The sequence below is a fragment of the Flavobacterium sp. I3-2 genome (assembly GCF_013389595.1).
Taxonomy (GTDB): domain Bacteria; phylum Bacteroidota; class Bacteroidia; order Flavobacteriales; family Flavobacteriaceae; genus Flavobacterium.
Map to the genome: position 1 here is coordinate 1,747,747 of NZ_CP058306.1, position 23,955 is coordinate 1,771,701.

At 31.1% G+C, this 23,955-nt stretch carries 16 protein-coding genes, 2 pseudogenes and 1 CRISPR repeat array (1 of these 19 only partly in view); of the genes and pseudogenes, 17 read left to right on the plus strand and 1 reads right to left on the minus strand.

The window, feature by feature from the left end:
• The first annotated feature begins 9 nt into the window (after nucleotides 1-9).
• The 7 genes from HW119_RS08225 (at nucleotide 10) to HW119_RS08255 (ending at nucleotide 6,403) form a co-directional block, all read left to right on the plus strand.
• A complete protein-coding gene (locus tag HW119_RS08225) occupies nucleotides 10-435 on the plus strand; it encodes a hypothetical protein (protein ID WP_177763164.1) in 426 nt (141 codons plus the stop codon).
• Nucleotides 436-438: 3 nt separating this feature from the next.
• The gene (locus tag HW119_RS08230; RefSeq protein WP_177763167.1) at nucleotides 439-879 is read left to right on the plus strand and encodes a hypothetical protein; all 441 of its coding nucleotides are present in this window, start codon (nucleotides 439-441) and stop codon (nucleotides 877-879) included.
• Between the two features lie 309 nt (nucleotides 880-1,188).
• A complete protein-coding gene (locus HW119_RS08235) occupies nucleotides 1,189-2,046 on the plus strand; it encodes an AAA family ATPase (protein WP_177763170.1) in 858 nt (285 codons plus the stop codon).
• 12 nt (nucleotides 2,047-2,058) lie between these two features.
• Nucleotides 2,059-3,036, plus strand: coding sequence for a DUF3871 family protein (locus HW119_RS08240; RefSeq protein WP_177763174.1), 978 nt, complete (start codon nucleotides 2,059-2,061; stop codon nucleotides 3,034-3,036).
• 480 nt (nucleotides 3,037-3,516) lie between these two features.
• The gene (locus HW119_RS08245) at nucleotides 3,517-4,278 is read left to right on the plus strand and encodes a hypothetical protein (RefSeq protein WP_177763177.1); all 762 of its coding nucleotides are present in this window, start codon (nucleotides 3,517-3,519) and stop codon (nucleotides 4,276-4,278) included.
• Between the two features lie 135 nt (nucleotides 4,279-4,413).
• Nucleotides 4,414-5,943 carry a primase-helicase family protein gene (locus HW119_RS08250; protein ID WP_177763180.1) on the plus strand — a complete coding sequence of 510 codons (1,530 nt, stop codon included), beginning with the start codon at nucleotides 4,414-4,416 and terminating at the stop codon, nucleotides 5,941-5,943.
• Nucleotides 5,936-6,403 (plus strand): GIY-YIG nuclease family protein, encoded by a 468-nt coding sequence (locus HW119_RS08255; protein ID WP_177763183.1) that lies wholly within the window; start codon nucleotides 5,936-5,938, stop codon nucleotides 6,401-6,403. The genes HW119_RS08250 and HW119_RS08255 overlap by 8 nt, the downstream gene beginning before the upstream one ends.
• A 20-nt stretch (nucleotides 6,404-6,423) precedes the next feature.
• Here HW119_RS08255 and HW119_RS08260 read toward each other — a convergent pair.
• Nucleotides 6,424-7,781 (minus strand): IS3 family transposase gene (locus tag HW119_RS08260; RefSeq protein ID WP_410503991.1). Its coding sequence is split into 2 segments (ribosomal slippage): nucleotides 6,424-7,466 and nucleotides 7,466-7,781, totalling 1,359 coding nucleotides; the frame shifts between segments, so codons are not numbered across the junction.
• A gap of 127 nt (nucleotides 7,782-7,908) precedes the next feature.
• Between HW119_RS08260 and HW119_RS08265 the strand changes: the two are divergent.
• The 10 genes and pseudogenes from HW119_RS08265 to cas2 all read left to right on the plus strand — a co-directional run.
• Nucleotides 7,909-8,490, plus strand: a pseudogene (locus HW119_RS08265) (restriction endonuclease subunit S); the annotation flags it as partial.
• A gap of 110 nt (nucleotides 8,491-8,600) precedes the next feature.
• Nucleotides 8,601-10,985, plus strand: coding sequence for an EcoAI/FtnUII family type I restriction enzme subunit R (hsdR, locus tag HW119_RS08270; protein WP_177763186.1), 2,385 nt, complete (start codon nucleotides 8,601-8,603; stop codon nucleotides 10,983-10,985).
• 16 nt (nucleotides 10,986-11,001) lie between these two features.
• A complete protein-coding gene (locus tag HW119_RS08275; protein WP_177763190.1) occupies nucleotides 11,002-11,541 on the plus strand; it encodes a hypothetical protein in 540 nt (179 codons plus the stop codon).
• An 11-nt stretch (nucleotides 11,542-11,552) separates the two neighbouring features.
• Entirely contained in the window at nucleotides 11,553-11,915 is a 363-nt protein-coding gene (locus HW119_RS08280; RefSeq protein WP_177763193.1) for a hypothetical protein, read from the plus strand.
• A gap of 332 nt (nucleotides 11,916-12,247) precedes the next feature.
• Nucleotides 12,248-13,393 (plus strand): geranylgeranyl reductase family protein, encoded by a 1,146-nt coding sequence (locus tag HW119_RS08285; RefSeq protein ID WP_177763196.1) that lies wholly within the window; start codon nucleotides 12,248-12,250, stop codon nucleotides 13,391-13,393.
• Between the two features lie 149 nt (nucleotides 13,394-13,542).
• Nucleotides 13,543-15,900: a TonB-dependent receptor gene (locus HW119_RS08290; RefSeq protein ID WP_177763199.1), complete on the plus strand. Its 2,358-nt coding sequence runs from the start codon at nucleotides 13,543-13,545 to the stop codon at nucleotides 15,898-15,900.
• Nucleotides 15,901-15,903: 3 nt separating this feature from the next.
• Entirely contained in the window at nucleotides 15,904-16,368 is a 465-nt protein-coding gene (locus tag HW119_RS08295; RefSeq protein ID WP_177763202.1) for a thioredoxin fold domain-containing protein, read from the plus strand.
• Between the two features lie 241 nt (nucleotides 16,369-16,609).
• Nucleotides 16,610-20,958, plus strand: a pseudogene (gene cas9 / locus HW119_RS08300) (type II CRISPR RNA-guided endonuclease Cas9).
• 3 nt (nucleotides 20,959-20,961) lie between these two features.
• Nucleotides 20,962-21,849 carry a type II CRISPR-associated endonuclease Cas1 gene (gene cas1, locus HW119_RS08305; protein WP_177763205.1) on the plus strand — a complete coding sequence of 296 codons (888 nt, stop codon included), beginning with the start codon at nucleotides 20,962-20,964 and terminating at the stop codon, nucleotides 21,847-21,849.
• Nucleotides 21,846-22,184, plus strand: coding sequence for a CRISPR-associated endonuclease Cas2 (gene cas2, locus HW119_RS08310; protein WP_177763208.1), 339 nt, complete (start codon nucleotides 21,846-21,848; stop codon nucleotides 22,182-22,184). Before cas1 ends, cas2 begins: the two co-directional genes overlap by 4 nt.
• A gap of 107 nt (nucleotides 22,185-22,291) precedes the next feature.
• Nucleotides 22,292-23,955: a CRISPR direct-repeat array (repeat unit 49 nt; unit sequence GTTGTAATTCTAAAGATTAAATCTACAAAATTTGAAAGGAATTCACAAC); it runs 2,571 nt beyond the window's last position.

The following is a 23,955-nucleotide window of genomic DNA, read 5'->3' on the forward strand; positions in this document are numbered from 1 at the left end:
GACTTAACAATGAAAATGAAACTTGTAACCTTATTCTTCGTAATGTCTGTAACTACCGTGTTTTCTCAAAATCGATATGAGACATACCCGACGTCAACTTCTACAGCAACCTACACACCAAAGTCATATAATGACATTTTACTTGACACACAGGCATTAAATAATGAACTGAACAGAGCGATACCTGAATTAATTGATAACTGTAATACAATTTTAGATGACACCAATTTCTGTTATGGTGGATTCAGAGAAAAAGTTATTTCAGTTAAGAGTCGTTTAGTAAACGTTCAAAATAAAGCAAGATCAGGTTTTGTAAGTATTTATGACGTGAAAAATACTTACTTAAAATGTAATAAAGATTTGAATAAGGCAATACGAAAGCAAAAACGTTCAATCGCTAAAGAATTAAAAAAAGCTTCTAAATCTAAAAATTAATTTATGAAATCTATATTACAAATACTGTTAATACTTGTCGTTTCATCTGTTAGTAAGGCGTATTCTCAAGGTACTAGAGTTGATACATATTATTCAAGTAAGTCGTTTGCAAATGCAACTGAAGAAACTATTTTTTATTCTGAGAATTGGATTATGTTTAACTATTTTAATAATGAATTGGTTTCGCTCGGTATTATGGCAAAGGATAATTTAAATCCGAATAGTGTACTTATTTATAAACTTTACAATACAGGTGTTGATATTAATGGCGATCCAGGTGTTGTACATAGAGTTTATAGTTGTGCCCCTTTAAACGAATACACTGAAAAATACAATGTAATCACACATTTGTCTGTTGATACAGGGTTCAAAAATTTAATGATGTACGATAATCAAGGGTTGTTGGGTGGTTATGTTTTGGATTGGTTAGATACAAGACGTTAAATTAAATTAACCAATGCAAGAGGGGAGTTATCTATGAGGTAGCCCCCTTTTTTAATTAAAATGGGTTATCCCCCCCCTCGTGTTTAGACTGATTCATACCTATTAGTTGTTAGATGTAAATAATTGTGCTTTTAATGTTTGTGGTACTGATTGAATCGGTTAATGCGATGTAACAAAGTGTTTAAGAAACTGTTTTGAATAGCAATATATCCTTTAAACCATTTAGTACTTTGAGGTTACTCAAATATTCAAAATGAAATTAGATACCTGTTTTAACAGGGTTTCACTTAACAACTAAAAGGTATAATTATGAAATTACAGAAAGCACAAAGACATCAGGTAAAATTAAAAATTGGTTTAAGCGGACCGAGTGGCTATGGTAAAACTTATTCAGCATTACTGCTAGCGTATGGTATTACAGAAGATTGGAGCAAGATTGCAATCGTTGATACTGAGAATAATAGCGCTAGCTTGTACTCTCACTTGGGCGAATTTAATGTTTTAACGCTGTTAGAGCCATTTTCTCCTGAAAGGTATATAGAAGCAATTAATATATGTGAAAATGCTGATATTGAGGTGATAATCGTAGATAGTATTAGTCACGAATGGCAAGGAAAAGGTGGGTGTTTAGAGATCCATGAAATGCTTGGAGGTAGATTTAACGATTGGGCTAAAGTAACACCGAGGCACAATTCATTCTTAGATGCGATTATTCAGTCCAAATGCCACGTCATAACAACTACAAGACGAAAGGTAGATTATTCATTAGACCAAGATAATAATGGTAAAACGAAGGTTACAAAACTTGGTACGAAAGAGATTACTCGTGAAGGTTTTGAATATGAATTGACTGTAAACTTTGAGTTTCTTAATGATAAACATTTAGTGAATGCTTCTAAAGATAGAACAGGACTGTTTGCAGGAAAGCCTGAGTTTGTAATTAATTCAAGTACAGGTAAAAAACTTAAAGAATGGTGTCAACAAGGTATTTCGCTTGACCAAATTAAGATGAGTATTTATGCTTGTACAACTGAGGATGAGTTAAAAACTATCTATGCTGAGCATATTGTACACCGTAAAGAAATTTATGATGATATAGTACGAAGAAAAACTGAGTTAGATTTCACCACAAACACAATTATCAACGATAACGTTATTAACGCTTAAAACACATTACATATGGAATTAGTAGTATCAAACCAAACAAACCAAGTAATTGAAGATTCAAAAATTGTAAACACTTCAAAAACCAAATTTATAGAGGCTAACACAATAGAGGTTAGCCTTTCTCATTTAAAAGAGGATTGTATTATACCTGTATTTGCAAAGGATAATGAAACAACCATAAGTCACACTGAATTCATCTTAGCTGTTAAAGATGCACTTCATTCAATACTGGGTAATAACGTTGAGTTAGTGCCTAATATCAGGGTTTCTCATGGTATTAAAGGTCGAATTCCTAGTGCAATAGGCAAACCTGCAAAAGAGCTTTTAGAGCATGAAAAAACGATTTATTATGAACGTATGGCGTTTGTATTTGAAATACCAGAAATTTCAGAGGTTATAAACGGAAATCGTATTAATCTATGTGTCGGTGGTGTTCGTGCTTACAACCAAGAGAACTTATTCACTAAAAAGTCAATCGAAAAATTTAAAATATTCATTGGTTTTCAGAATACAGTATGTACAAACCTTTGTATTTCTACAGATGGGTTATTAAATGACCTTAGAGTTAGTTCAACATTGGAGCTCAAAGAAAAAGTGTTTGAATTAGTAAAATCTTATGATAGAACATCACATCTAAATTCTATGAGAGCAATGTTAAATTATAGTATAGAAGAAGAGCAGTTTGCACGTTTAATCGGTAAGATGAAGATGTACAATTACCAGAGTAAAGAGGTAAAGAAAAACTTGTTTCCTTTGGCAATCACAGACACACAAATTAATTCAATTGTAAAGGACTATCATAACGATGTGGACTTTATGAAAGAAGATGATGGCACAATTAACCTATGGAACCTATACAATCTTTTTACAGAGGCAAATAAAAGTACTTATATCGATTTAAACCTTGAACGTAATGTCAATGCGCACGACTTCATCAATCACCTGTCAAAATCGTTAGAAACCAACAGTTACAATTGGTACACCTATTAATAATAATAGCTTTTACACATTGACAACTAATGAATGAAGATGGGGAAATTCTGAAACAAATTGAACTTACATCACCCGATGAACTCTACATAATTAACATTTACGGTAAGTTAATTCGGTTACAATGTCCATTTGAGGTTACAGCAGTGGAAGACGTTGGAAAGTTAACAAAACATGTGATTTACAATGTAGAGAGTGTGAATATTAACCGTAAGATTGAAACGGTTTACAAAATACAAGATGAGTATTACCTGTATTCATCGTTTGAAATTAATTAACCTGTTATGCTGAATTTTGATGTGAAACTTTTGAGACGGTTACAGATTAAAAAACCACTGAAAACGTTTAAACAAAAAGACTGTATGCTTTAAGGGCACAGTCTTTTTTTGCGGAGCCGTCAACTTTTTTTGCAAAAACTAAAGGTGGTATATATAAGTATTAAATGATTCTTGTTTAATTTGTGTACAAACTTAACAAACTATGAAAACCTTCTTAATTGACTATTTTAAAGACGAACAATCATTTATAGACCTTCAGATTAACTTTCTAAAAGAAGATTATAATTATCAGATGTATTCAGATATGCTACCTTCTTTTGAAAGAAAGCTTTTGAAGGATGATTTTTTTATAACTGTACAAGTTCCTTCACAATCAAGTTCTAATGCTAAAGATTTAACAATAGAGTTTTCAAAGCGATACTTTTACGAATCTCATCTACCATTAGTTGTTAAAAGGTTAGTTACTGATTATTTAGAGGATTTTTACAACTACATAAGGGAAGATCTCTTAGAGAATCAAAAAGAGCGTAGGAAATTTTTAACAGACCAGAAGAAGTACATTTCTTCAATCTTCGAAAACATAAATCAATTTGAATTCATCGGCTTATCATTACTTAATGAACTTAAAGCACAAATTATAGAAATCGAAAAGGCAGTACATTCACCTACTCTATATAATGATAAGTACTTAAAACAAGATAAATTGACTTTACATAATTGGAATGAAACAGATTTAGTTACCTTTTTTCATTTCTTGAGGACTCAAAAAGTAATAGATTATATTCCTGATGTCGAATTAGGGCGTTTCCTTGAACGTAATTTTTGTGTCGAAAATGAATCAGAAGAAGCATCTTCTCTTGATAACCTAAATAAAAGATTGAATGATTATAAAAATGTAAACAAATTAAATGATCGATCTGTAAAGAGATTAAGTGAACTCTTTAAAAAATTTTTTAAGCTTTAACCTCCGTATTTCCTCTATTTAATAGAGGAAATTTTTTTTACCGTTACCTGAAAAATCAACAACCTCCATCTTTGCAATGTGATTAAATAAGGCCTTATAACAATCACGATTTTTTTAATAATAAATTTTAAAATTATGAAATTAAATTTAAAAGAGCTTTTCGAAGCTATATTCAAAATTGAAGGGGATAAGGTTGAAGTACACCAATTAACATTAATTAGCGTGATTGAACAGTTAGGTTTCGGAATCTGTCGAGATGAGGAAAGTCCTTACAATAATCAACTGTTAAATAAGGTAGATAATCTAATCGAGATATATAATGAAAAAAATTTAGGTTTTAAATTAATTCAATTAATGAAGGAGTCGGATGTTGATTCTCGTTTCATAGAAAAATTTATCAGAGGTTGCTCTGGATATGTAGCTTCAAACAAGTTACAATTACTAAAAACGATTGAACTTGATTTAATTAGAGATACAAGGACTGAAACATTTATTCCGTTTAGGAATGTAATGATCAAAATTACAGAATTAGGTTATGAAATCATAGATTATAAGAATTTGCAAGGTTCAATTCTTGCTGACTCACGAATTAAACGTGATTTTATACAGGTAGATTCTTCAAAAGACTCAAATTTCAAAAGGTTTTGTGAGTTAATTACAGGTGAGAATCCTAAAAGATTAGAAGCTTTGAAGTCTGTAATGGGGTATTTACTTCATAATAATAAGGAGGCTAAGGAAAATAAGGCGATTATAATTTATGATGCTGAATTGGGTAATCGTTTAACAGCTAATGGTGGAAATGGTAAGACGTTATTGATAAATGGTGCACTTAAACAACTAAGAAATGTAATACAGATTGATGGTAAGTCTTATGACCCAAGGTCAAATAGGTTTTTATATCAAGGGGTTACTCCATCAACAAATATAATTTTGTTTGACGATGTTAATCAGGCATTCAACTTTGAACATATCTTTTCAGTTGTTACAGGTGACTTAAAAGTGGAAAAGAAGAATAAGCAATCTTTTGATATTGATTATAAACATGCTCCAAAATTCGTAATTACATCTAATCAAGAGGTAAAAATGCCAATTGGTTCATCATCTAGACGTAGAAAGGTTGAGTTAATAATCGACAATTTTTTTAATGAAGAGAATACTCCTATGGATTACTTTAATGAAGTGTTTTTCTCAAGTGATTGGAGTGGTGAAAATTTTTGTAGGTTTTTTATGTTCATGTTTGATTCCATTAAAACTTATCATGAAAAAGGCGTATTTGAATACAAATGTCCCTTGCTTTTAAATGCGAAAATTAAAAAAATTGTAGGGAATGAGTTTTTTACATTTTTAGAAGAGGACTTAATAGACTATTACGGTGAATGGATTTTAAAAAGTGAAGTAATTACTCAGCTTAAAGATGAGTACAATTTCACAATGTCACCACATTCTGCGACTAAGATGATAAAAAAGTATTGTGACCTTAAAGGTATGCTTTATCAAGAGAAGAACTCAGGAGGTAAGTTACAGTTTATGGTTTCAGTACCTAATTCAAGTGCAGAAAAGGTTATACTTACTAAAGATACTGAGAAGGTAGTTGAAAATACTATTGAAGTTTCTACAGAGGTTAATGAGGTTGAATCTACTGAAAATATGTTGTCTAATGAATAAGATATACAGAATTTTCAACAGAAATACACTTCAGTCATACGTAGGTTCTACGACAAGAGATGTTGATACTAGGTTCCGAGAGCACCTTCAAGGAACTGCAAAAAAAGTTGACACTAAGTTTTTTAAAGCAATTGAGCACTTCGGTGCTCAGGCTTTTGAAATTCAGTTATTAGAAGAGGTTGAATCAACAGATGAATTAGCTGAACGAGAAGTACATTACATTGAAGCTTTTGATTCTATGCGAAATGGTTACAATTCCGATAGAGGTGGTGGTTTCCGAAAAACTATTTACCAATTTGAGATAGGTAATCAAGAACACATTGCAACTTATGATACTCTACAAGAAGCTGCTGATGCTGTTAACGCTTCACGAAAGAGTATAAGTAACGCATGCTTAGGGTATAACAAGACCTGTAAAGGGTTTGTACGTCTTCAAACTAATTTGGACACCTTCTTGTAGAAATTAAGATAGTGTTTGGTTTATAAATTTAGTATTTTTTCTTGATTATACAATTGCCTTCTTTTCGCAATTGTTTTTTGTTTAATAACGGCTCTTTGCTCAAGTATTTTATCAGATCTTCCATAATATACATCAGCTGGTGTTAAGTTGTTTAAAGACTCGTGATATCTGTTATTATTGTAATTTTCAACAAATTCATTTAAAGCTTGAGTTAATTCTTCTGGATGATAAAAATGATTCAGTTTAACCACATTTTTCATTGTTCTATGATAACGTTCAATTTTGCCTTGAGTTTGTGGATGCATTGGTTTTCCATGAACTTGTTTCATTTTTAATTGATCTTTCAAATACGTTTTTAATTCGTTTGAAACATAACAGGGACCGTTATCTGATAATAATTTTGGCTTCTGTTTAGTTTTTAATCGAGCCTTTGCAATAGCTGTGTTCACTGTTCTTTTTACATCTTCAACCTTCATAGAATCACACAACTCCCAGTGAATGATATAACGGCTATAATCATCTAAAACTGTACTTAAATAATACCATCCCCATCCAATAATTTTAAAATAAGTAAAATCAGTCTGCCACATCTGATGAACAAATTGTGTTTTATCTTTAAATTCGTTGGACGCAGCTATTAAGATATGATTTGGAGCTGGAATCAATCCACGTTGCTTTAAGATACGATATACACTGGATTCCGATAAATAAATCCCTTGTTCATCGGTAATTTTAAATGCCAATTCTCTTGATGATAATTCGGGATACTCTAAAGCTAATTCAACAACTAAATCTTTTTGAATCTCTGGAATACTATTCCATTGACGATTGGTTAATCTTTGTTTTGGTTTTAAGCCATCGAATCCATTTTCAAGATAACTTTGGTACCATTTATAAAAAGTACTTCGAGAAATTCCATATTCTTTTAAAGTTCCTTTTACACCGAGTTCACTTCGCATTACCTGCTGAATAATTTCGTGTTTTTCAGTAGCTGTTAATCTCATATAACGTTTGAATTGTTTTGCTAATCTAACATATCCAAACTTTTTTTTACAATGTCGTAGCGTAGAACTAAGTCTGCTACCATTTCTTTTAAACGAGCGTTTTCTCTCTTTAATTCAGCTACTTCACCGCTGGTTGCTTCTCGTGTTACATCACCAGATAAACGTTTTTTACCTGCCTCAAGGAATTCTTTATTCCATTTATAAAATTGAGATTGAGTAATGGTGTATTTTCTACATAATTCGGCTATAGAAGTTTCTGCACGTAAAGCTTCCATTACAATTAAAATCTTCTGTTCTGCTGTAAAAATACGACGGGTATTATTACGAATGTCTTTTACAAAAGTTTCTGCGGATTTTTTCTTTGGTGTTCCCATAATTAAAATTACATTTTTTTTAGAAAACACTATCTAAGTTTTTAAATATAAATGTCCACTTTTTGCTGACGATTTACATTTTCTAGTTGAAGTTTTTTCTAATGATTATCCTTTAAAAAAATGGGGAGAAGTTTGCGAATTTGTTAGAGGACCTTTCGGAGGAAGCTTAAAGAAAGATATATTTAAAGAAAATGGATATGTTGTTTATGAACAAAAACATGCAATACATGACCATTTTAACGAGCTAAGATATTTTATTGATGAAGAAAAGTTTCAAGAAATGAAAAGGTTTGAAGTTTTTCCAGGAGATATAATAATGAGTTGTTCAGGAGTAACACTTGGTAGGGTTGCAGTGGTACCACCTAATATCAAACAAGGAATCATAAATCAAGCTTTATTAAAACTTACTCCGAAAAAGGTAAATGTACATTTTTTGAAACATTGGCTTAGAAGTGATCACTTTCAAAAAATCATTCACGAATACTCTGGAGGTGCTGCTATTCCAAATGTTCCTTCTGCTAAAATTTTAAAAGAAATATTGTTGCCATGTCCCGATTCATCAAAACAGGATGAAATTACTAATACTATTGAGGAATATAAAATAAAAATAGATTCATTATTAAGAACATACCAACAAAAACTATCTAACATAGAAGAATTACGTAAGAGTATATTAGAAAAGGCATTTAAAGGCGAGTTAACTAATTAGTTTATTAGCTTTTTTAAAAATAAGGAGTTAATGTTTAGACAAGTCCTTTACTATACAACAAAAAAAACTTACAGAATGTGAAATACATTTTGTACTAAGATTTATGAAATATGAGAAATGAATCTGAAACACGTGCCGAGCTTATCGATCCATTACTAACCACCAAAGGTTGGGGAGTAAACAATAGTGTAGTAAAAAGAGAATTTCCTATCAATTTAGGTCGTTTGTTGGGTAATGGCAAACGTTCTAAAGCAGATAAGGCAGATTACATTTTACAATACAAATACAAGAATGTAGCTGTTATTGAAGCCAAAGCAGAAGGAAAACATTTTACCGAAGGTTTAGCACAAGCAAAGCATTATGCAACCATGCTAAATGTTCGTTTTGCGTATGCTACCAATGGTTTAAAATACTATGAGGTAGATACGCTTACAGGTAAAGAGCAAGAAGTTGCTACCATACCTACGCCTGATGAATTATGGTTTAGATTGTTTAATGAGGAGCAAAAAGAAGCTCCTAAAGTTTACGATTGGAAACAAAAGTTAGCTTCCACACCCTTTGAGTCGAAAGGAGGTGCATGGCAACCTCGTTATTATCAGCAAAATGCAATAGATAAAGCCTTAGATGCTATAGCTGAAGGGAAACAACGTATTTTACTCACTTTAGCTACTGGAACAGGAAAAACTGCTGTAGCTTTTCAAATATCATGGAAGTTGTTTCAAAACCGTTGGAACATCAATGGTGATGGCAAACGAAGTCCAAGAATCTTATTTTTAGCCGATAGAAACATACTTGCAAATCAGGCATTCAATAGCTTCAGTGCTTTTGAAGAAGATGCTTTGGTACGTATTTCGGTAAAAGAGGTGAATAAAAGAGGTTCAGTTCCTAAAAATGGTTCAGTATTCTTTACCATATTTCAAACATTTATGTCGGGACCGAACGACACGCCAAATTTCGGTCAATACCCAGAAGATTATTTCGATTTAATCATTATCGACGAATGTCACAGAGGTGGAGCTAATGATGAAAGTTCATGGAGAGAAATCTTAGAATATTTCAGTCCTGCTGTTCAATTAGGTTTAACAGCCACACCTAAACGTGATTTAAACGGAGATACGTATGCTTATTTCGGAAAGCCTGTTTATACCTATTCGTTAAAAGAAGGTATAAACGACGGTTTCCTAACACCATTCCGAGTTAAGCAAATTGATACCAATATAGATACGTACACTTACACTCAAGATGATATTGTTGAGGTTGGTGAAGTTCAAGAAGGTAGAGAATACGGTTTAAATGACTTTAACAGAACTCTAGTTATAACTGAGCGTGAAAAGCATTTAGTAAAAGTATTTATGGATCAAATGAACCATAACGAAAAAACTATTGTATTCTGTGCTACTCAAGAACACGCTTTAGATGTTAGAGATTTAATCAATCAATATACTTCTGTAAAGAACCCTAATTATTGCCAACGTGTAACAGCGAATGATGGAAAATTAGGAGAACAGCATTTAGATGATTTTGTAGATGATGAAAAAACAATACCTACAGTATTAACCACATCACAAAAGTTGAGTACAGGTGTTGATGCTACAGAGGTTAAGAATATAGTACTCCTAAGACCTGTAAATTCTATGATTGAGTTCAAACAGATTATAGGTCGTGGAACTCGTTTACATGCTAGAAAAGATTACTTTACAATCTACGATTTTGTTAAAGCATACAAGCACTTTAAAGACCCTCAATGGGACGGTGACCCTGAAGATGTAATTGACATAGAAAGTACAGATAAACCGTCTAAAGAGAAGAAATTATGTGGTTATTGTGGTAAATCACCTTGTGTATGTGAAAAGCAACCAAATGAAGCATGTGAATTATGTGAATTATGTGGATATACAGAATGTAGATGTAATACGGAACCTAAAAAAGTAGTAAAGATTAAGTTGAGTGATGGTAAAGTTCGTCAATTACAATCTATGACTACAGTTACTTTTTGGGATGCTTCAGGACAACCAATTACTGATGTAGAATTTTTACAATCGCTATTCGGTGAATTACCTGCATTATTCCAAGATCAAGAAAAACTTCGTGAACTATGGAAAGATGTGAGTACACGTAAAAAGTTGTTAGAAAGTTTATCTGAGAAAGGGTACACTTACGAACAATTGAAAGAGTTTCAGAAAGTAATACGTGCTGAAAATGCTGATTTGTATGATGTACTTACTTATGTTGCTTACAATTCAGATATTGTAGATCGTAAAGAACGAGCTAAGTTTGTTAAAGACAATCTTTCTAAATACACAGATAAACAACAAGAATTCATTGATTTTGTCTTAGGTCAATACGTTGAGCATGGAGTTTCTGAATTAGATGATGCCAAATTAGGCGATTTGTTGGTATTAAAATACCACTCGATTAAGGACGCTAAAAACGTATTAGGTGATATACCAACCATTCGAAACACGTTTATGACGTTTCAACAGTATTTGTATTAACTAAAAACTTTATATTATGAAAAAAATTTTGATTTTATCTGCTTTCATTTTAACGGCTAATTTATCAGCTCAAACACAAGAGTCAACAACTAGGAAATTTATAGATGATGCGCAATTTACTTTGATAGAGAAAGACTGGAATACTACAGCGGAATTTTACTCAGGATTAGGGGAGTTTGTGAAGTTTTTTCCCGTAGAAATAACAAATTTGAAATCTAAAACTAAGGTAAAAGCTTTACAATTAGATATGGATATTAAAAAACCTGAAGTTTTTAAAACAGCTTGGGTTGGTTTAGATGAAATTGATGAGTTTATTTATTTTATTGAAGAAAATGTAATTCCTAATTTGGATCTAAAATTTAAAAAACAATCAGCTGAATATATTTTTAAAGCTAAGGAAATGACATTTTCATATCTTGTAGATGAAAAAAGAAAGAGGGTTTCTATTACCTTAAATAATTATGATAATGATGGAATACCAAACTATTATTTTTGGACAGAATCTCAAGTTAATAAGATACCATACTTATTGGAAGTTTTGAAGAAAATTAAATAAAATTTAAAGAAATGAAAAAAATATACTTATTTTTATTATTAGTTTCGTTAAATGCATATTCGCAATCTTGTAGTGATTTGATTGATTACTTAAAAGAAAATTACTACGGAACTACTTATACATCATATAATAGTGATGCTATTTCGAATGTTACTTTTTACGAAATCTCCAAAAATTATGAAACAAGTTACTTTGCTATAGTTTGTTTTAAACCCAATAAATATTCTATAAATTGTAGAGAATATATTTATCAGGTAGCTTATAACACCAAAATGAATTATTCTTACAAATATTTGAATAGTGCAGGTGAGGCTTTTTGGGAATATATTCAACCATATAGTAAAGTTCTAAATTGCGGTCCTAACTTTGACTAATTAAAAAAATAAACTTTGGATATATTTATATTTTCTATACCTTTGGAATAAAAGGCGTAAAAATCGGTTTACAATATTACTCATATACCTCAAACCTCTTGTGAATAAAGGAATCACAGTCCCTGGTTCGAGCCCAGGTGGGACCACAACAATAAGCCTTTACAGAAATGTAAAGGCTTATTTTATTTCTATTTATAAAAAATAGATATTTGAAATGATTTTATTTGTAAACATCATTATATCATTTTTTGAGGATTCTTTCTTATTTGAGAAAATTTTTTTTGTTGTATTGTTTTTCGCTAAAAAAAATCTAGTTTTGAACAAAAAACACAATGAAATTATTTGACATAGCTATCATCGGAAGTGGACCTGCGGGGGCTTCTGCAGCTTTTGAACTTTCTAGCAAAGGATTCTCTACAGTTATAATTGAAAAAGAAATTTTGCCACGCTATAAAACTTGTGGTGGCGGATTGGTATATCGAGGTCGTAAATATCTACCTTTTGATATTTCTACTGTTATAGAAAAAGAATTTTTTGAGGCTGATGCCTATTTTGCAAACACAGATATTAAATTAACTTTAAAGAAAGATAAGCCATTGATTACTATGGTTATGCGTGAATCTTATGATAATTTAATTGTAGAAAAGGCAAAAGAAAATGGCGTAACTTTACTTCAAAATCATAAAGTAATTGATATTTCTTTTGGTGATGTTCAAATTATTCATACTTCGCAAGTTGATATTGCTGCAAAATTTATCATTTCTGGAGATGGAGCTTTAAGTCCTGTTGCTAAAATGGCAGGATGGAAAGAATCTCGTACAATCATTCCTGCATTAGAATATGAAATAAAAGTACCTGAAGCTGACTTCGAAAGGCTTTCTCAAAATGTACGATTTGATATTGATGTTTTGCCTCATGGTTATGGTTGGTGTTTTCCTAAAAAAAATCATTTGTCTGTTGGAGTAGCTGCTTTTGTAAAAAATAACGAAACTTTAAATCTTAAAAAATATTATACAGATTATTTAAAAGTTCTTGGAATTTCAACTGTTTTAAGTGAACAATCGCACGGTTTTGTAATTCCAATTAGTCCAAGAACAGATTCGTTTGTTAAAAACAATGTTTTTTTGATTGGAGACGCGGCTGGTTTTGCTGATCCTATTTTTGCGGAGGGAATTTCTAATTCTATTTTAAGTGGAATTTTAGCTGCACAAGCAATTGCTGAAAGTAATTTGGATCCAATCAAAGCTGAACAATTGTATAACGATAAATTAGAAGTAGAGATTTTACCTCAATTAAGAATTGGAAGAATTGCTTCTAAATACGTTTACAAACGAAAAATGCTGCGAAATGTTCTAGCTAAAAAATTCGGAATTACATTGACTAATAAATTAGCAGATGTTTTCATGGGCGATTCTTTACTACCGAATGATATTAAAGGTTCTATAATGCGAAAGTTTAAAGAAGCGTTAATTAAATAATATAAATCACCTATTTTAGTTTATACTTGATAAAGCTATCTCATAACGAGATGGCTTTTTTTATTTAAAAAAAATATTTACAAATAAATAAAATATTTTTTAGTTTAATCTAAATTTATATTTTTGTAAATAATAAAATTTAAATCAGTATGAATAGAAAATATATTTTAGCTTCATTTTTGTTTACTTTACAATGTTTTTCGCAAACAGGAAATCTAAAAGGGATTATTTCTTCAGATAAAACATTCTTAGAAAACGCTAATGTCAAGATTCAAAATTCAGAAATTTTGATTTTTTCTGATCAAAATGGATATTACGAAATACAAAACATACCCGTAGGAAAACAAATCATTCAAGTAAATTACATCGGTTTTCAATCCCAATCGCAAACCATAGAAATTTTAGAAGGACAAACCATCGAGTTAAATTTTGAACTACTTGATGATTATTTAGGTCTTGAAGAAATGGTGATTACCTCCACTCGTAAACAAGTTCCAGTGTATAAAGCTCCTGTTGTTGTTAGTAGGATAAATTCAAAAACATTTGAAACAACGCAATCTTTAGCGCTTTCAGAAAGTTTGAATTTCAGTCCCGGATTACGCATGGAAACCAATTGTCAAAACTGTGGATTCACCCAAGTAAGAATGAATGGACTTGAAGGTCCTTATACACAAATCCTCATTAATAGCAGGCCTATTTTTTCTGCCTTAATGGGAGTTTATGGATTGGATATGTTGCCAACTAATATGATTGATCGTGTAGAAGTTATTCGCGGTGGTGGTTCTGCACTTTATGGCGGAAATGCCATTGCGGGTACTATTAATATCTTAACCAAAGATCCGATAAAAAATAGTTTTTCTATAGGTTCTAATTTAGCTTTTACAGATTATAAAGTTCCTGATAGAACTATAAATGTTAACGGAAGCGTGGTAAGTGAAGATTTAAATAAAGGAATGAGTTTTTACGCCTATAACCGTGATCGTAAACCTTGGGATGCCAATGGTGATGGATTTTCTGAACAAACGCTTTTAAAAAATACCACTTTTGGATTTGATGCTTTTTGGCAAACTTCTGATTTAAGTAAATTAAAAATAAATCTTTTTAATATAAATGAATTCCGTCGTGGCGGAAATAAATTTGAACTTCCGGCTCATCAGACAGATATAACGGAACAATTAGATCATAAAATCTTAGGCGGAGCCATTTCGTTTGAACAAGCTTCAGCAGATTTAAAACATAAATTTTCTGTTTTTTCTTCTGCACAAACAGCAAATAGAGATAGTTACTACGGCGGTGGCGGAAGAATATTAGAAATTGGAGATCAACTTACAGAACAAGATATTACAGCAATTAATGCTTACGGAAATTCAAATGATATTTCGATTGTAACAGGTGCTAATTATGGTTATGAAATCAATAATAAATATAATATTTTGGCAGGTGTTGATTATAATTTCAATCAAGTTGAAGATAAAATGCCAGGTTACAATCGTTCAATAGATCAAAAAGTTGGAACACTAGGTTTTTACGGTCAGATTGAAATGATGCCCTTAGAAAAATTTACCTTTTTGGTTGGTGCTCGTTATGATTATGTAAATATAAATGGGAGGTATGATTTTGATATTGAAAAATCAGATGACCAAAAAACTTTAAATGCATTTGTTCCACGAATTACAGCAATGTACGAAGTGACAGATTATTTAAAAATTCGTGCTTCCTATTCGCAAGGTTACCGCGCACCTCAAGCTTTTAACGAAGATTTACATATCGAAACAGTTGGTGGAGCAGCTTCTTTCACAGTTTTATCACCAGATTTAAAGACCGAAAAATCAAACAGTATAAATGCTTCTTTAAACTTCTCTAAAAATTTAGGAGACGTACAAACAAACATTATTTTAGAAGGATTTACAACCAAACTTAACGATGTTTTTATCACTGCAGATGCAAAAGAATTGCCAAGTGGTGTTTCGGTTTTAACCAAAAGAAACGGTTCTGGCGCTCGAGTAACGGGATTGAATCTCGAAGCGAGTTTTGCTTTAAGTAGAGCGTTTAATTTACAACTTGGAGGAACTGTTCAGAATGCAAAATATGATGAAACTGAAGAACTTTGGAAATCCAAAGACGAAACTGAAATTGTGGGAACAAAAAATATGTTACGCACACCAAATACGTACGGATATTATACGTTGAGTTATAATCCAATAAAACCGTTGACTTTATCTTTATCTGGAGTTTATACAGGTAAAATGGATGTGACACACATGGTTGATCCAGAAACAGAACGCACAGTAATTAAACGTACCAAAGACTTTTTTGAAAATAATATTCGCGTAGCTTATGATTTTGATTTTAAAGATAATTGCATTCAGATTTATACCGGAATTCAAAATATGTTTCATGCATACCAAAAAGATTTTGATCGTGGAGCTTTGCGCGATGCAAATTTTATTTATGGACCATCTCGCCCGCAAACATTTTTCTTTGGTGCAAAATACACGCTTAATTAATCAATGAAAAAGAAGTTTTTGAATAAGAAATACATGGTTTTGTTTTGTATTTGGATGAATTTCGGTTTCAGTCAAGTACAAATGTTCGATATAAATCAAATCGATTCGTTGATGCAGCTTAAAGCAAAACCTATTTTAATGTTACTTTCAACCGATTGGTGTTCGTATTGTAAAGTTCAAAAACAATTGGTTCAGAAAAGTGAAGTGTTTAAAAAACAAGCATCTAATTTTTATTATTCAGAATTTGATGCCGAAAGTTTTGATGTTATTATTTTTAATAAAACCCAATTCAAAAGCAACAACAAAAAGAAACGAAAAACCACGCACGAACTCGCAATGGCTCTAAACGGAAACAACAAACCTGTTTATCCTATGTGGATTCTTTTAGACGAAAATTATCAAATCCTATACAAATATTCAGGTTTTTTAAAACCTAAGTTTCTGGATGAGTTGGTAGAGAAAATTTAGTAAAATCAAACCTTACAGAAATGTGAGGTTTTTTTCTTGAATATTTACGAAAAGAAAAAGTATAAAAAAAGCCCCACAGATAGGCGAGGCACTAAATGTTTTCACAACGGAATAATCCTTATTGTGAATTCCTTTCAAAAACCAAATATACGTAATTTTTTTTTGTTACACTAAGGGTTTTCACTGATATGTGAATTTTTTTTTATTTGTATCTTGTGTTTTCTTAATCAATTTAAACATTATGAAACGAATATTAGGGTTAGATTTAGGAACCAACTCTATAGGTTGGGCTTTGGTGGAACAGAACTTCGATAATAAAGAAGGAAATATATTAGGAATTGGTAGTAGAATAATACCGATGACTCAGATGTGTTAGGAGAATTTGGTAGAGGTAACTCTGTATCTCAAACTGCTGAGCGAACAGGTTATCGTGGTGTTCGTAGATTGCGTGAACGTCATCTGTTGCGTAGAGAGCGATTACATCGTGTTTTAAATATTCTTGGATTCCTGCCTGAGCGCTATGCAAGTCAAATTGATTTTGATAAACGTTTTGGGAAGTTTAAAAAAGAAAGCGAACCAAAATTGGTATATCATAATAATGAATTTTTATTTAAAGATTCGTTTAATGAAATGTTGGAGGATTTCAAAAAACATCAAGCTCATTTTTTGATTAATAAAAATGGTGAAGAAGGTTTAGTTCCTTACGATTGGACGATTTATTATCTACGAAAAAAAGCATTATCTCAAAAAATTGGAAAAGAAGAATTAGCTTGGATTATTTTAAGTTTTAATCAAAAACGTGGTTACTATCAATTAAGAGGAGAAGAGGAAGAAGAAAACTCAAACAAATTAGTCGAATTTCATTCTTTGAAAATAATTGATGTTGTTCCTGATAATGATATAAATAAAAAAGGAGAAACTTGGTATTCCTTGCATTTAGAAAACGGATGGATTTATAGACGTTCGAGCAAAAATTCATTAAACGATTGGAAAGATAAAGTTAGAGATTTTATTGTTACTACTGATATTAATGAAGATGGCTCAGAAAAACTTGATAAAGAAGGTCAAGTAAAGCGAAGTTTTAGAGCGCCGAGTGCTGATGATTGGACTCTATTAAAAAAGAAGACAGAGCAAGAAATTGATAATTCTCAAAAAACAGTAGGTACTTACATTTACGAAAACCTGTTATTGGACCCGAAACAAAAAATCAAAGGTAAATTGGTTCGTACGATTGAGCGTAAATTTTATAAGGCTGAATTAGAACAAATATTAAAAAAACAAAGTGAGTTTCATTCAGAGCTGATAAGTGAAGATTTATTGTCAGAATGCGCACGTGAGTTGTATAAAAATAACCAAAATCATCAACAAACGATAATAGCCAAAGATTTCGTTCATTTGTTTTTAAACGACATTATTTTCTATCAACGACCGTTAAAAAGTCAGAAAAATCTAATCACAAATTGCACTTTAGAATCTCGAAAATCAAAAGATGGCATTACATTTCCTATAAAAGTAATTTCAAAATCCAATCCATATTTTCAAGAGTTTAGAATCTTGCAATGGTTGCAAAATTTGGCAATTTATACCAAAGAAGATGATAAAAATGTAACTCAAGAATTCTTTGATTCTAATGAAAAATGGGAGGATTTGTTGCGTTGGCTAAAATCTAGAAATGAGATAAAACAAGAAGCACTTTTAAAATTTTTATTAGAACAGAAAGGTTTTAAGTCGAAAGCATTAACCGCTGAAATTGCCAAATATCGTTGGAACTATGTACAAGATAAAGATTATCCAGCATATGAAACACGGACTTTGATTCAGTCCCGTTTGGATAAAGTAGTAGATATTGGAGTAGATTTTTTGGATGATGAAATAGAGTATAAACTTTGGCATTTGATATATTCTGTAACTGATAAGATAGAATACGAAAAAGCTCTAATTAAGTTTGCGACTAAGCATAAGCTTGATGAAACAAGTTTTGTAGATTCTTTCAAAAAAGTGCCACCATTTAAAAGTGAGTTTGGTTCGTATTCCGAAAAAGCGATTAAGAAATTATTGCCCTTGATGCGATTTGGTTCGGTTTGGAATTATGAGCAAATTGATGATAATTCAAAAGCTAAAATTGATAAAATATTGACAGGTGAATACGATGAGAATATCAAAAATCGTGTTCGTGAATTTATCGAAAAGCGAATTATTACGAATGAAGAACAATTTCAAAATTTACCATTATGGTTGGCACAATATATCGTTTATAATCGTCATTCTGAATCTGCAGATATAAAGAAATGGCAATCTGTAGAAGAATTGAATCAGTTTTTACAAGATTTTAAACAACACTCTTTGCGGAATCCGATTGTCGAACAAGTAATTACAGAAACGCTTCGTGTGGTTAAAGATATTTGGATGAAATATGGCAAAGGAGTTAAAGATTTCTTTTCCGAAATTCATGTCGAATTGGGACGTGAAATGAAAAACACGGCAGACGAACGTAAGCGTTTAACCAATATTGTAACTGATAATGAAAATACAAATTTTAGAATCAAAGCTTTATTGGCTGAATTAGCTAATGATGCAATGGTAGAAAATGTTCGTCCGTATTCGCCGATGCAACAAGATATTCTGAAAATTTATGAAGAAGGCGTACTAAATTCAGTTGAAAATATTGAAGATGATATCTTGAAAATCAGTAAAACGGCACAACCGTCAAGTTCTGATTTGAAACGTTATAAATTGTGGTTAGAACAAAAATACAAATCACCTTATACAGGGCAAATTATCCCGCTGAATAAGCTATTTACGCACGAATATGAAATAGAGCATATTATTCCTCAAAGTCGTTATTTTGATGATAGTTTGAGTAATAAAATCATTTGCGAAGCGGCAGTCAATAAATTGAAAGATAACCAAATTGGTTTAGCATTTATCAAGAAACATCATGGCGAAGTGGTTTCGTTAGGTAATGGTAAAACTGTAAAAGTATTTGAAGTTGCCAACTTCGAGGAATTTGTAAAACAACATTATACTAAAAATCGCACGAAACGTAATAAATTGTTGATGGAGGAAATTCCAGAACAAATGATTGAACGTCAACTCAACGATACGCGTTATATCAGTAAGTATATCAGCCAAATCTTATCTAATATTGTAAGAGATGACCAACCAGAATCGACAGATGATGGAATTAACTCTAAGAATGTATTGCCTGGGAATGGAAAAATAACAACCAAACTAAAACAAGATTGGGGCTTGAATGATGTTTGGAATGATTTGATATTGCCTCGATTTATACGAATGAATGAGTTGACTTCATCGACAGATTACACATCTAAAAATACAAATGGTAAGTTAATTCCAACTGTACCATTAGAACAATCTAAAGGATTTTCTAAAAAGCGAATCGACCATCGTCATCATGCTATGGATGCCCTAGTGATTGCTTGTGCTACACGTGATCATATTAACTTATTAAATAACGAGGCTGCAAAATCAAATACCAAACGTTTTGATTTACAACATAAACTAAGAAAGCAAGAAACGTATAGAACACAAGAAGGTAATGAGCAAAAAGCTTTTAAGGACTTCTTTAAACCTTGGAAAACTTTTACAGAAGATAGTAAGAATGCTTTAGAAAATATAGTAGTGAGTTTCAAACAAAATACACGTGTTATTAATAAAGCAACCAATTATTATGAATCGTATAAAGACGAAAACGGAAATATTCGTTTAGATACAAATGGTAATCCTAAAAAAGGTGTTTTGGTTCAAAAAGGAACAAACTGGGCGGTAAGAAAGGCATTACATAAAGAAACTGTATCTGGAAAAATACATTTAGATAGAATCAAAGTAGCAAAAGATAAAATTCTTACAGCAAGCCGTAAATCTTTAGATGCTTCATTTAACGAAAAGACAATTTTATCTATTACTGATACCGGTATTCAGAAGATTTTGTTGAATTATTTGAAGTTCAAAAATAATGATTCAGAAATTGCTTTTTCATCAGAAGGAATTGATGAAATGAATAAAAATGTAGCTCAGTTTAACGAAGGTAAAAAGCATCAACCTATTTTGAAAGTTCGTGTTTTTGAACAAGGAAGTAAGTTTGCATTAGGCGAAACAGGTAGTAAAACTAAGAAATATGTAGAAGCAGCCAAAGGAACGAATTTGTTTTTTGCTATATATCAAGATAAAATAGGTAAGCGTTCTTACGAAACAATTCCTTTGAATATTGTCATCGAACGTCAAAAACAAGGTCTTTCTTCAGTCCCAGAAACCAACGAAAAAGGGCATTCTTTATTAATGTCTTTATCACCCAACGATTTGGTTTATGTTCCTCTAGAAGGAGAAAATGGTGATTTGGATAATATTGATTCTAATAGAGTTTACAAGATGGTCAGTTCAACTGGTAGTGAATGTCATTTTATTAAGGTAAACATTTCTACATTGATTAAGGGATATGATGCTAAGTCTAAGATAGGAGAATTAGGTAGTTTAAATAAATTAGAAGTAACAATTGATTCTTTATTTAGAATTAAAGAGGTTTGCACCAAACTTAAAGTTGATCGTTTAGGAAATATTTCAAAAGCTTAGATTATGCTCAAACGTACCATTTACATCGGCAATCCTTCTTATTTGAAATTGAAAGATAATCAATTGAAAATTGAAGATACAACGACCAAAGAAACGAAAGGTTCTGTGCCGATTGAAGATTTAGGCTTTTTGGTATTAGATCATTATCAAATTACGATTTCGCATCAATTGATTGTAGCTTTACAACAAAATAATGTAGCAATTATCAGTTGCGACGAAAGTCATATGCCTTTGGGTTTGATGTTGCCAATGAGTGGTCATGTGGAGCATAGCGAACGTTTAAAACATCAAATCAATTGTTCGGAGCCTTTACGAAAACAATTATGGAAACAGACGGTTGAAGCTAAAATTTATCAGCAAAAGGAAGTGCTAAGAAAAAATAAATTACCTTTTGATGCTATGATTGGTTATATGAATGACGTCAAATCAGGTGATGTTACTAATATGGAAGGTATAGCAGCGCAGCATTATTGGAAATTTTTGTTTGATGATTTTATTCGCGATCGTAAAGGAGATGCGCCTAATAATTTTTTGAATTTTGGATATGCTATTTTGCGAAGCATGGTTGCTAGAGCTTTAGTTTCTTCTGGATTAAACCCAACAATTGGTATTTTTCATAAAAATAAATACAATGCGTATTGCTTGGCAGATGATATCATGGAACCGTATCGTCCGTACGTAGATTTGTTAGTTTTTGATTGGTTAGAACAAACAGATAGTTATACTTTAGATAAAAAGGCTAAAGCACATTTGTTGCAAATAGCTACTTTTGATGTGTATATCAATGGTTTGCAAAGACCATTAATAACGGCTTTGAGCATTACCACCAGTTCGTTGTGTAAATGTTTTATGGGTGAAAGTAGAGTGATTCATTTTCCGTTACTTAAATGAGTTTTAGTAGATATAATGCCTATCGAATCATGTGGGTTTTAGTTTTTTTCGATTTGCCAACCGAGACCAAAAAGCAACGTAGCGTAGCTTCAAAATTTCGTAAACTATTAATTGACGATGGTTTCAATATGTTTCAATTTTCTATTTATTTGAGGCATTGTCCGAGTAAAGAAAATGCAGAAGTTCATATAAAACGAACCAAAAAAAATTTACCACCTGAAGGTAAAGTAGGTATTTTATGCGTTACTGATAAACAATTTGGACAGATGGAATTGTTTTTTGCAAAAAAAGAAACGCAACTACCAGATATACCACAACAATTAGAATTGTTTTAATAGAATTAAAAAAGAACGATTTTTCAATAGAAGAATCGTTCTTTTTTTAGTTTTTTTCTAAGATTAAAAATCTAAAGAAGTCAATAAAATCAACATTTTAAGTTGAGGTTGTAATTCTAAAGATTAAATCTACAAAATTTGAAAGGAATTCACAACTATCCTCATTAAATGAAATGTTAACCGTGCGTTGTAATTCTAAAGATTAAATCTACAAAATTTGAAAGGAATTCACAACTAGGTCCTGTTCTTTTTTTGAAATTTTCGTGTTGTAATTCTAAAGATTAAATCTACAAAATTTGAAAGGAATTCACAACTGTCTTCGTTAAATGAAATGTTAACTGTACGTTGTAATTCTAAAGATTAAATCTACAAAATTTGAAAGGAATTCACAACCTATTGAATGATTAATAATTCTGTATTCTTGTTGTAATTCTAAAGATTAAATCTACAAAATTTGAAAGGAATTCACAACTTTATCATTCTCTATGCTTTTTAAAATTATGTTGTAATTCTAAAGATTAAATCTACAAAATTTGAAAGGAATTCACAACCTAGTCGCTACTATTATACCGAAAAAAGCAGTTGTAATTCTAAAGATTAAATCTACAAAATTTGAAAGGAATTCACAACTGTTTGTTTGCGTAATAGTTTTTGAAAATAGTTGTAATTCTAAAGATTAAATCTACAAAATTTGAAAGGAATTCACAACAACTTCCAAATAGTGGTCCTATCGTTGGATGTTGTAATTCTAAAGATTAAATCTACAAAATTTGAAAGGAATTCACAACATTGATAATTTTTAAAAGCACTTTTGGATAGTTGTAATTCTAAAGATTAAATCTACAAAATTTGAAAGGAATTCACAACGATTTGTTATTCCTTGTGTTATGCTATTTAGTTGTAATTCTAAAGATTAAATCTACAAAATTTGAAAGGAATTCACAACAACTGCCGAATAATGGTCCTATTGTCGGGTGTTGTAATTCTAAAGATTAAATCTACAAAATTTGAAAGGAATTCACAACAGTTTTTCTTCTATCGTTTCTCCTTCTTGTGTTGTAATTCTAAAGATTAAATCTACAAAATTTGAAAGGAATTCACAACGATTTGTTATTCCTTGTGTTATGCTATTTAGTTGTAATTCTAAAGATTAAATCTACAAAATTTGAAAGGAATTCACAACTGTCCTTCATTACATGCTATTTGAGAAACTGTTGTAATTCTAAAGATTAAATCTACAAAATTTGAAAGGAATTCACAACTGTTGATTACATTTGCCATTTGGTCACGTTGTTGTAATTCTAAAGATTAAATCTACAAAATTTGAAAGGAATTCACAACGCGGTTGCCCGTACTGCCTTATATCGGTCTGTTGTAATTCTAAAGATTAAATCTACAAAATTTGAAAGGAATTCACAACGTTTTTCTCTTTATCAATAACCTCAGAGCAGTTGTAATTCTAAAGATTAAATCTACAAAATTTGAAAGGAATTCACAACTAAAATCAGCAGTTATTTGTTGTGGGGCTAGTTGTAATTCTAAAGATTAAATCTACAAAATTTGAAAGGAATTCACAACTAACGTCTAGTTAAGGTCATAAACATCTGAGTTGTAATTCTAAAGATTAAATCTACAAAATTTGAAAGGAATTCACAACTATCGGTATGCGATGTTTTGCGACTTAAAGGTTGTAATTCTAAAGATTAAATCTACAAAATTTGAAAGGAATTCACAACTTGTTAAATTAGTTTCATTTTTAAGACGTAGTTGT

Bases quoted from the DNA above. Each gene is read 5' to 3' on its own strand.
- HW119_RS08225 (WP_177763164.1), top strand. From the start codon at position 10: ATGAAAATGAAACTTGTAACCTTATTCTTCGTAATGTCTGTAACTACC.
- HW119_RS08230 (WP_177763167.1), top strand. From the start codon at position 439: ATGAAATCTATATTACAAATACTGTTAATACTTGTCGTTTCATCTGTT.
- HW119_RS08235 (WP_177763170.1), top strand. From the start codon at position 1,189: ATGAAATTACAGAAAGCACAAAGACATCAGGTAAAATTAAAAATTGGT.
- HW119_RS08240 (WP_177763174.1), top strand. From the start codon at position 2,059: ATGGAATTAGTAGTATCAAACCAAACAAACCAAGTAATTGAAGATTCA.
- HW119_RS08245 (WP_177763177.1), top strand. From the start codon at position 3,517: ATGAAAACCTTCTTAATTGACTATTTTAAAGACGAACAATCATTTATA.
- HW119_RS08250 (WP_177763180.1), top strand. From the start codon at position 4,414: ATGAAATTAAATTTAAAAGAGCTTTTCGAAGCTATATTCAAAATTGAA.
- HW119_RS08255 (WP_177763183.1), top strand. From the start codon at position 5,936: ATGAATAAGATATACAGAATTTTCAACAGAAATACACTTCAGTCATAC.
- hsdR (WP_177763186.1), top strand. From the start codon at position 8,601: ATGAGAAATGAATCTGAAACACGTGCCGAGCTTATCGATCCATTACTA.
- HW119_RS08275 (WP_177763190.1), top strand. From the start codon at position 11,002: ATGAAAAAAATTTTGATTTTATCTGCTTTCATTTTAACGGCTAATTTA.
- HW119_RS08280 (WP_177763193.1), top strand. From the start codon at position 11,553: ATGAAAAAAATATACTTATTTTTATTATTAGTTTCGTTAAATGCATAT.
- HW119_RS08285 (WP_177763196.1), top strand. From the start codon at position 12,248: ATGAAATTATTTGACATAGCTATCATCGGAAGTGGACCTGCGGGGGCT.
- HW119_RS08290 (WP_177763199.1), top strand. From the start codon at position 13,543: ATGAATAGAAAATATATTTTAGCTTCATTTTTGTTTACTTTACAATGT.
- HW119_RS08295 (WP_177763202.1), top strand. From the start codon at position 15,904: ATGAAAAAGAAGTTTTTGAATAAGAAATACATGGTTTTGTTTTGTATT.
- cas1 (WP_177763205.1), top strand. From the start codon at position 20,962: ATGCTCAAACGTACCATTTACATCGGCAATCCTTCTTATTTGAAATTG.
- cas2 (WP_177763208.1), top strand. From the start codon at position 21,846: ATGAGTTTTAGTAGATATAATGCCTATCGAATCATGTGGGTTTTAGTT.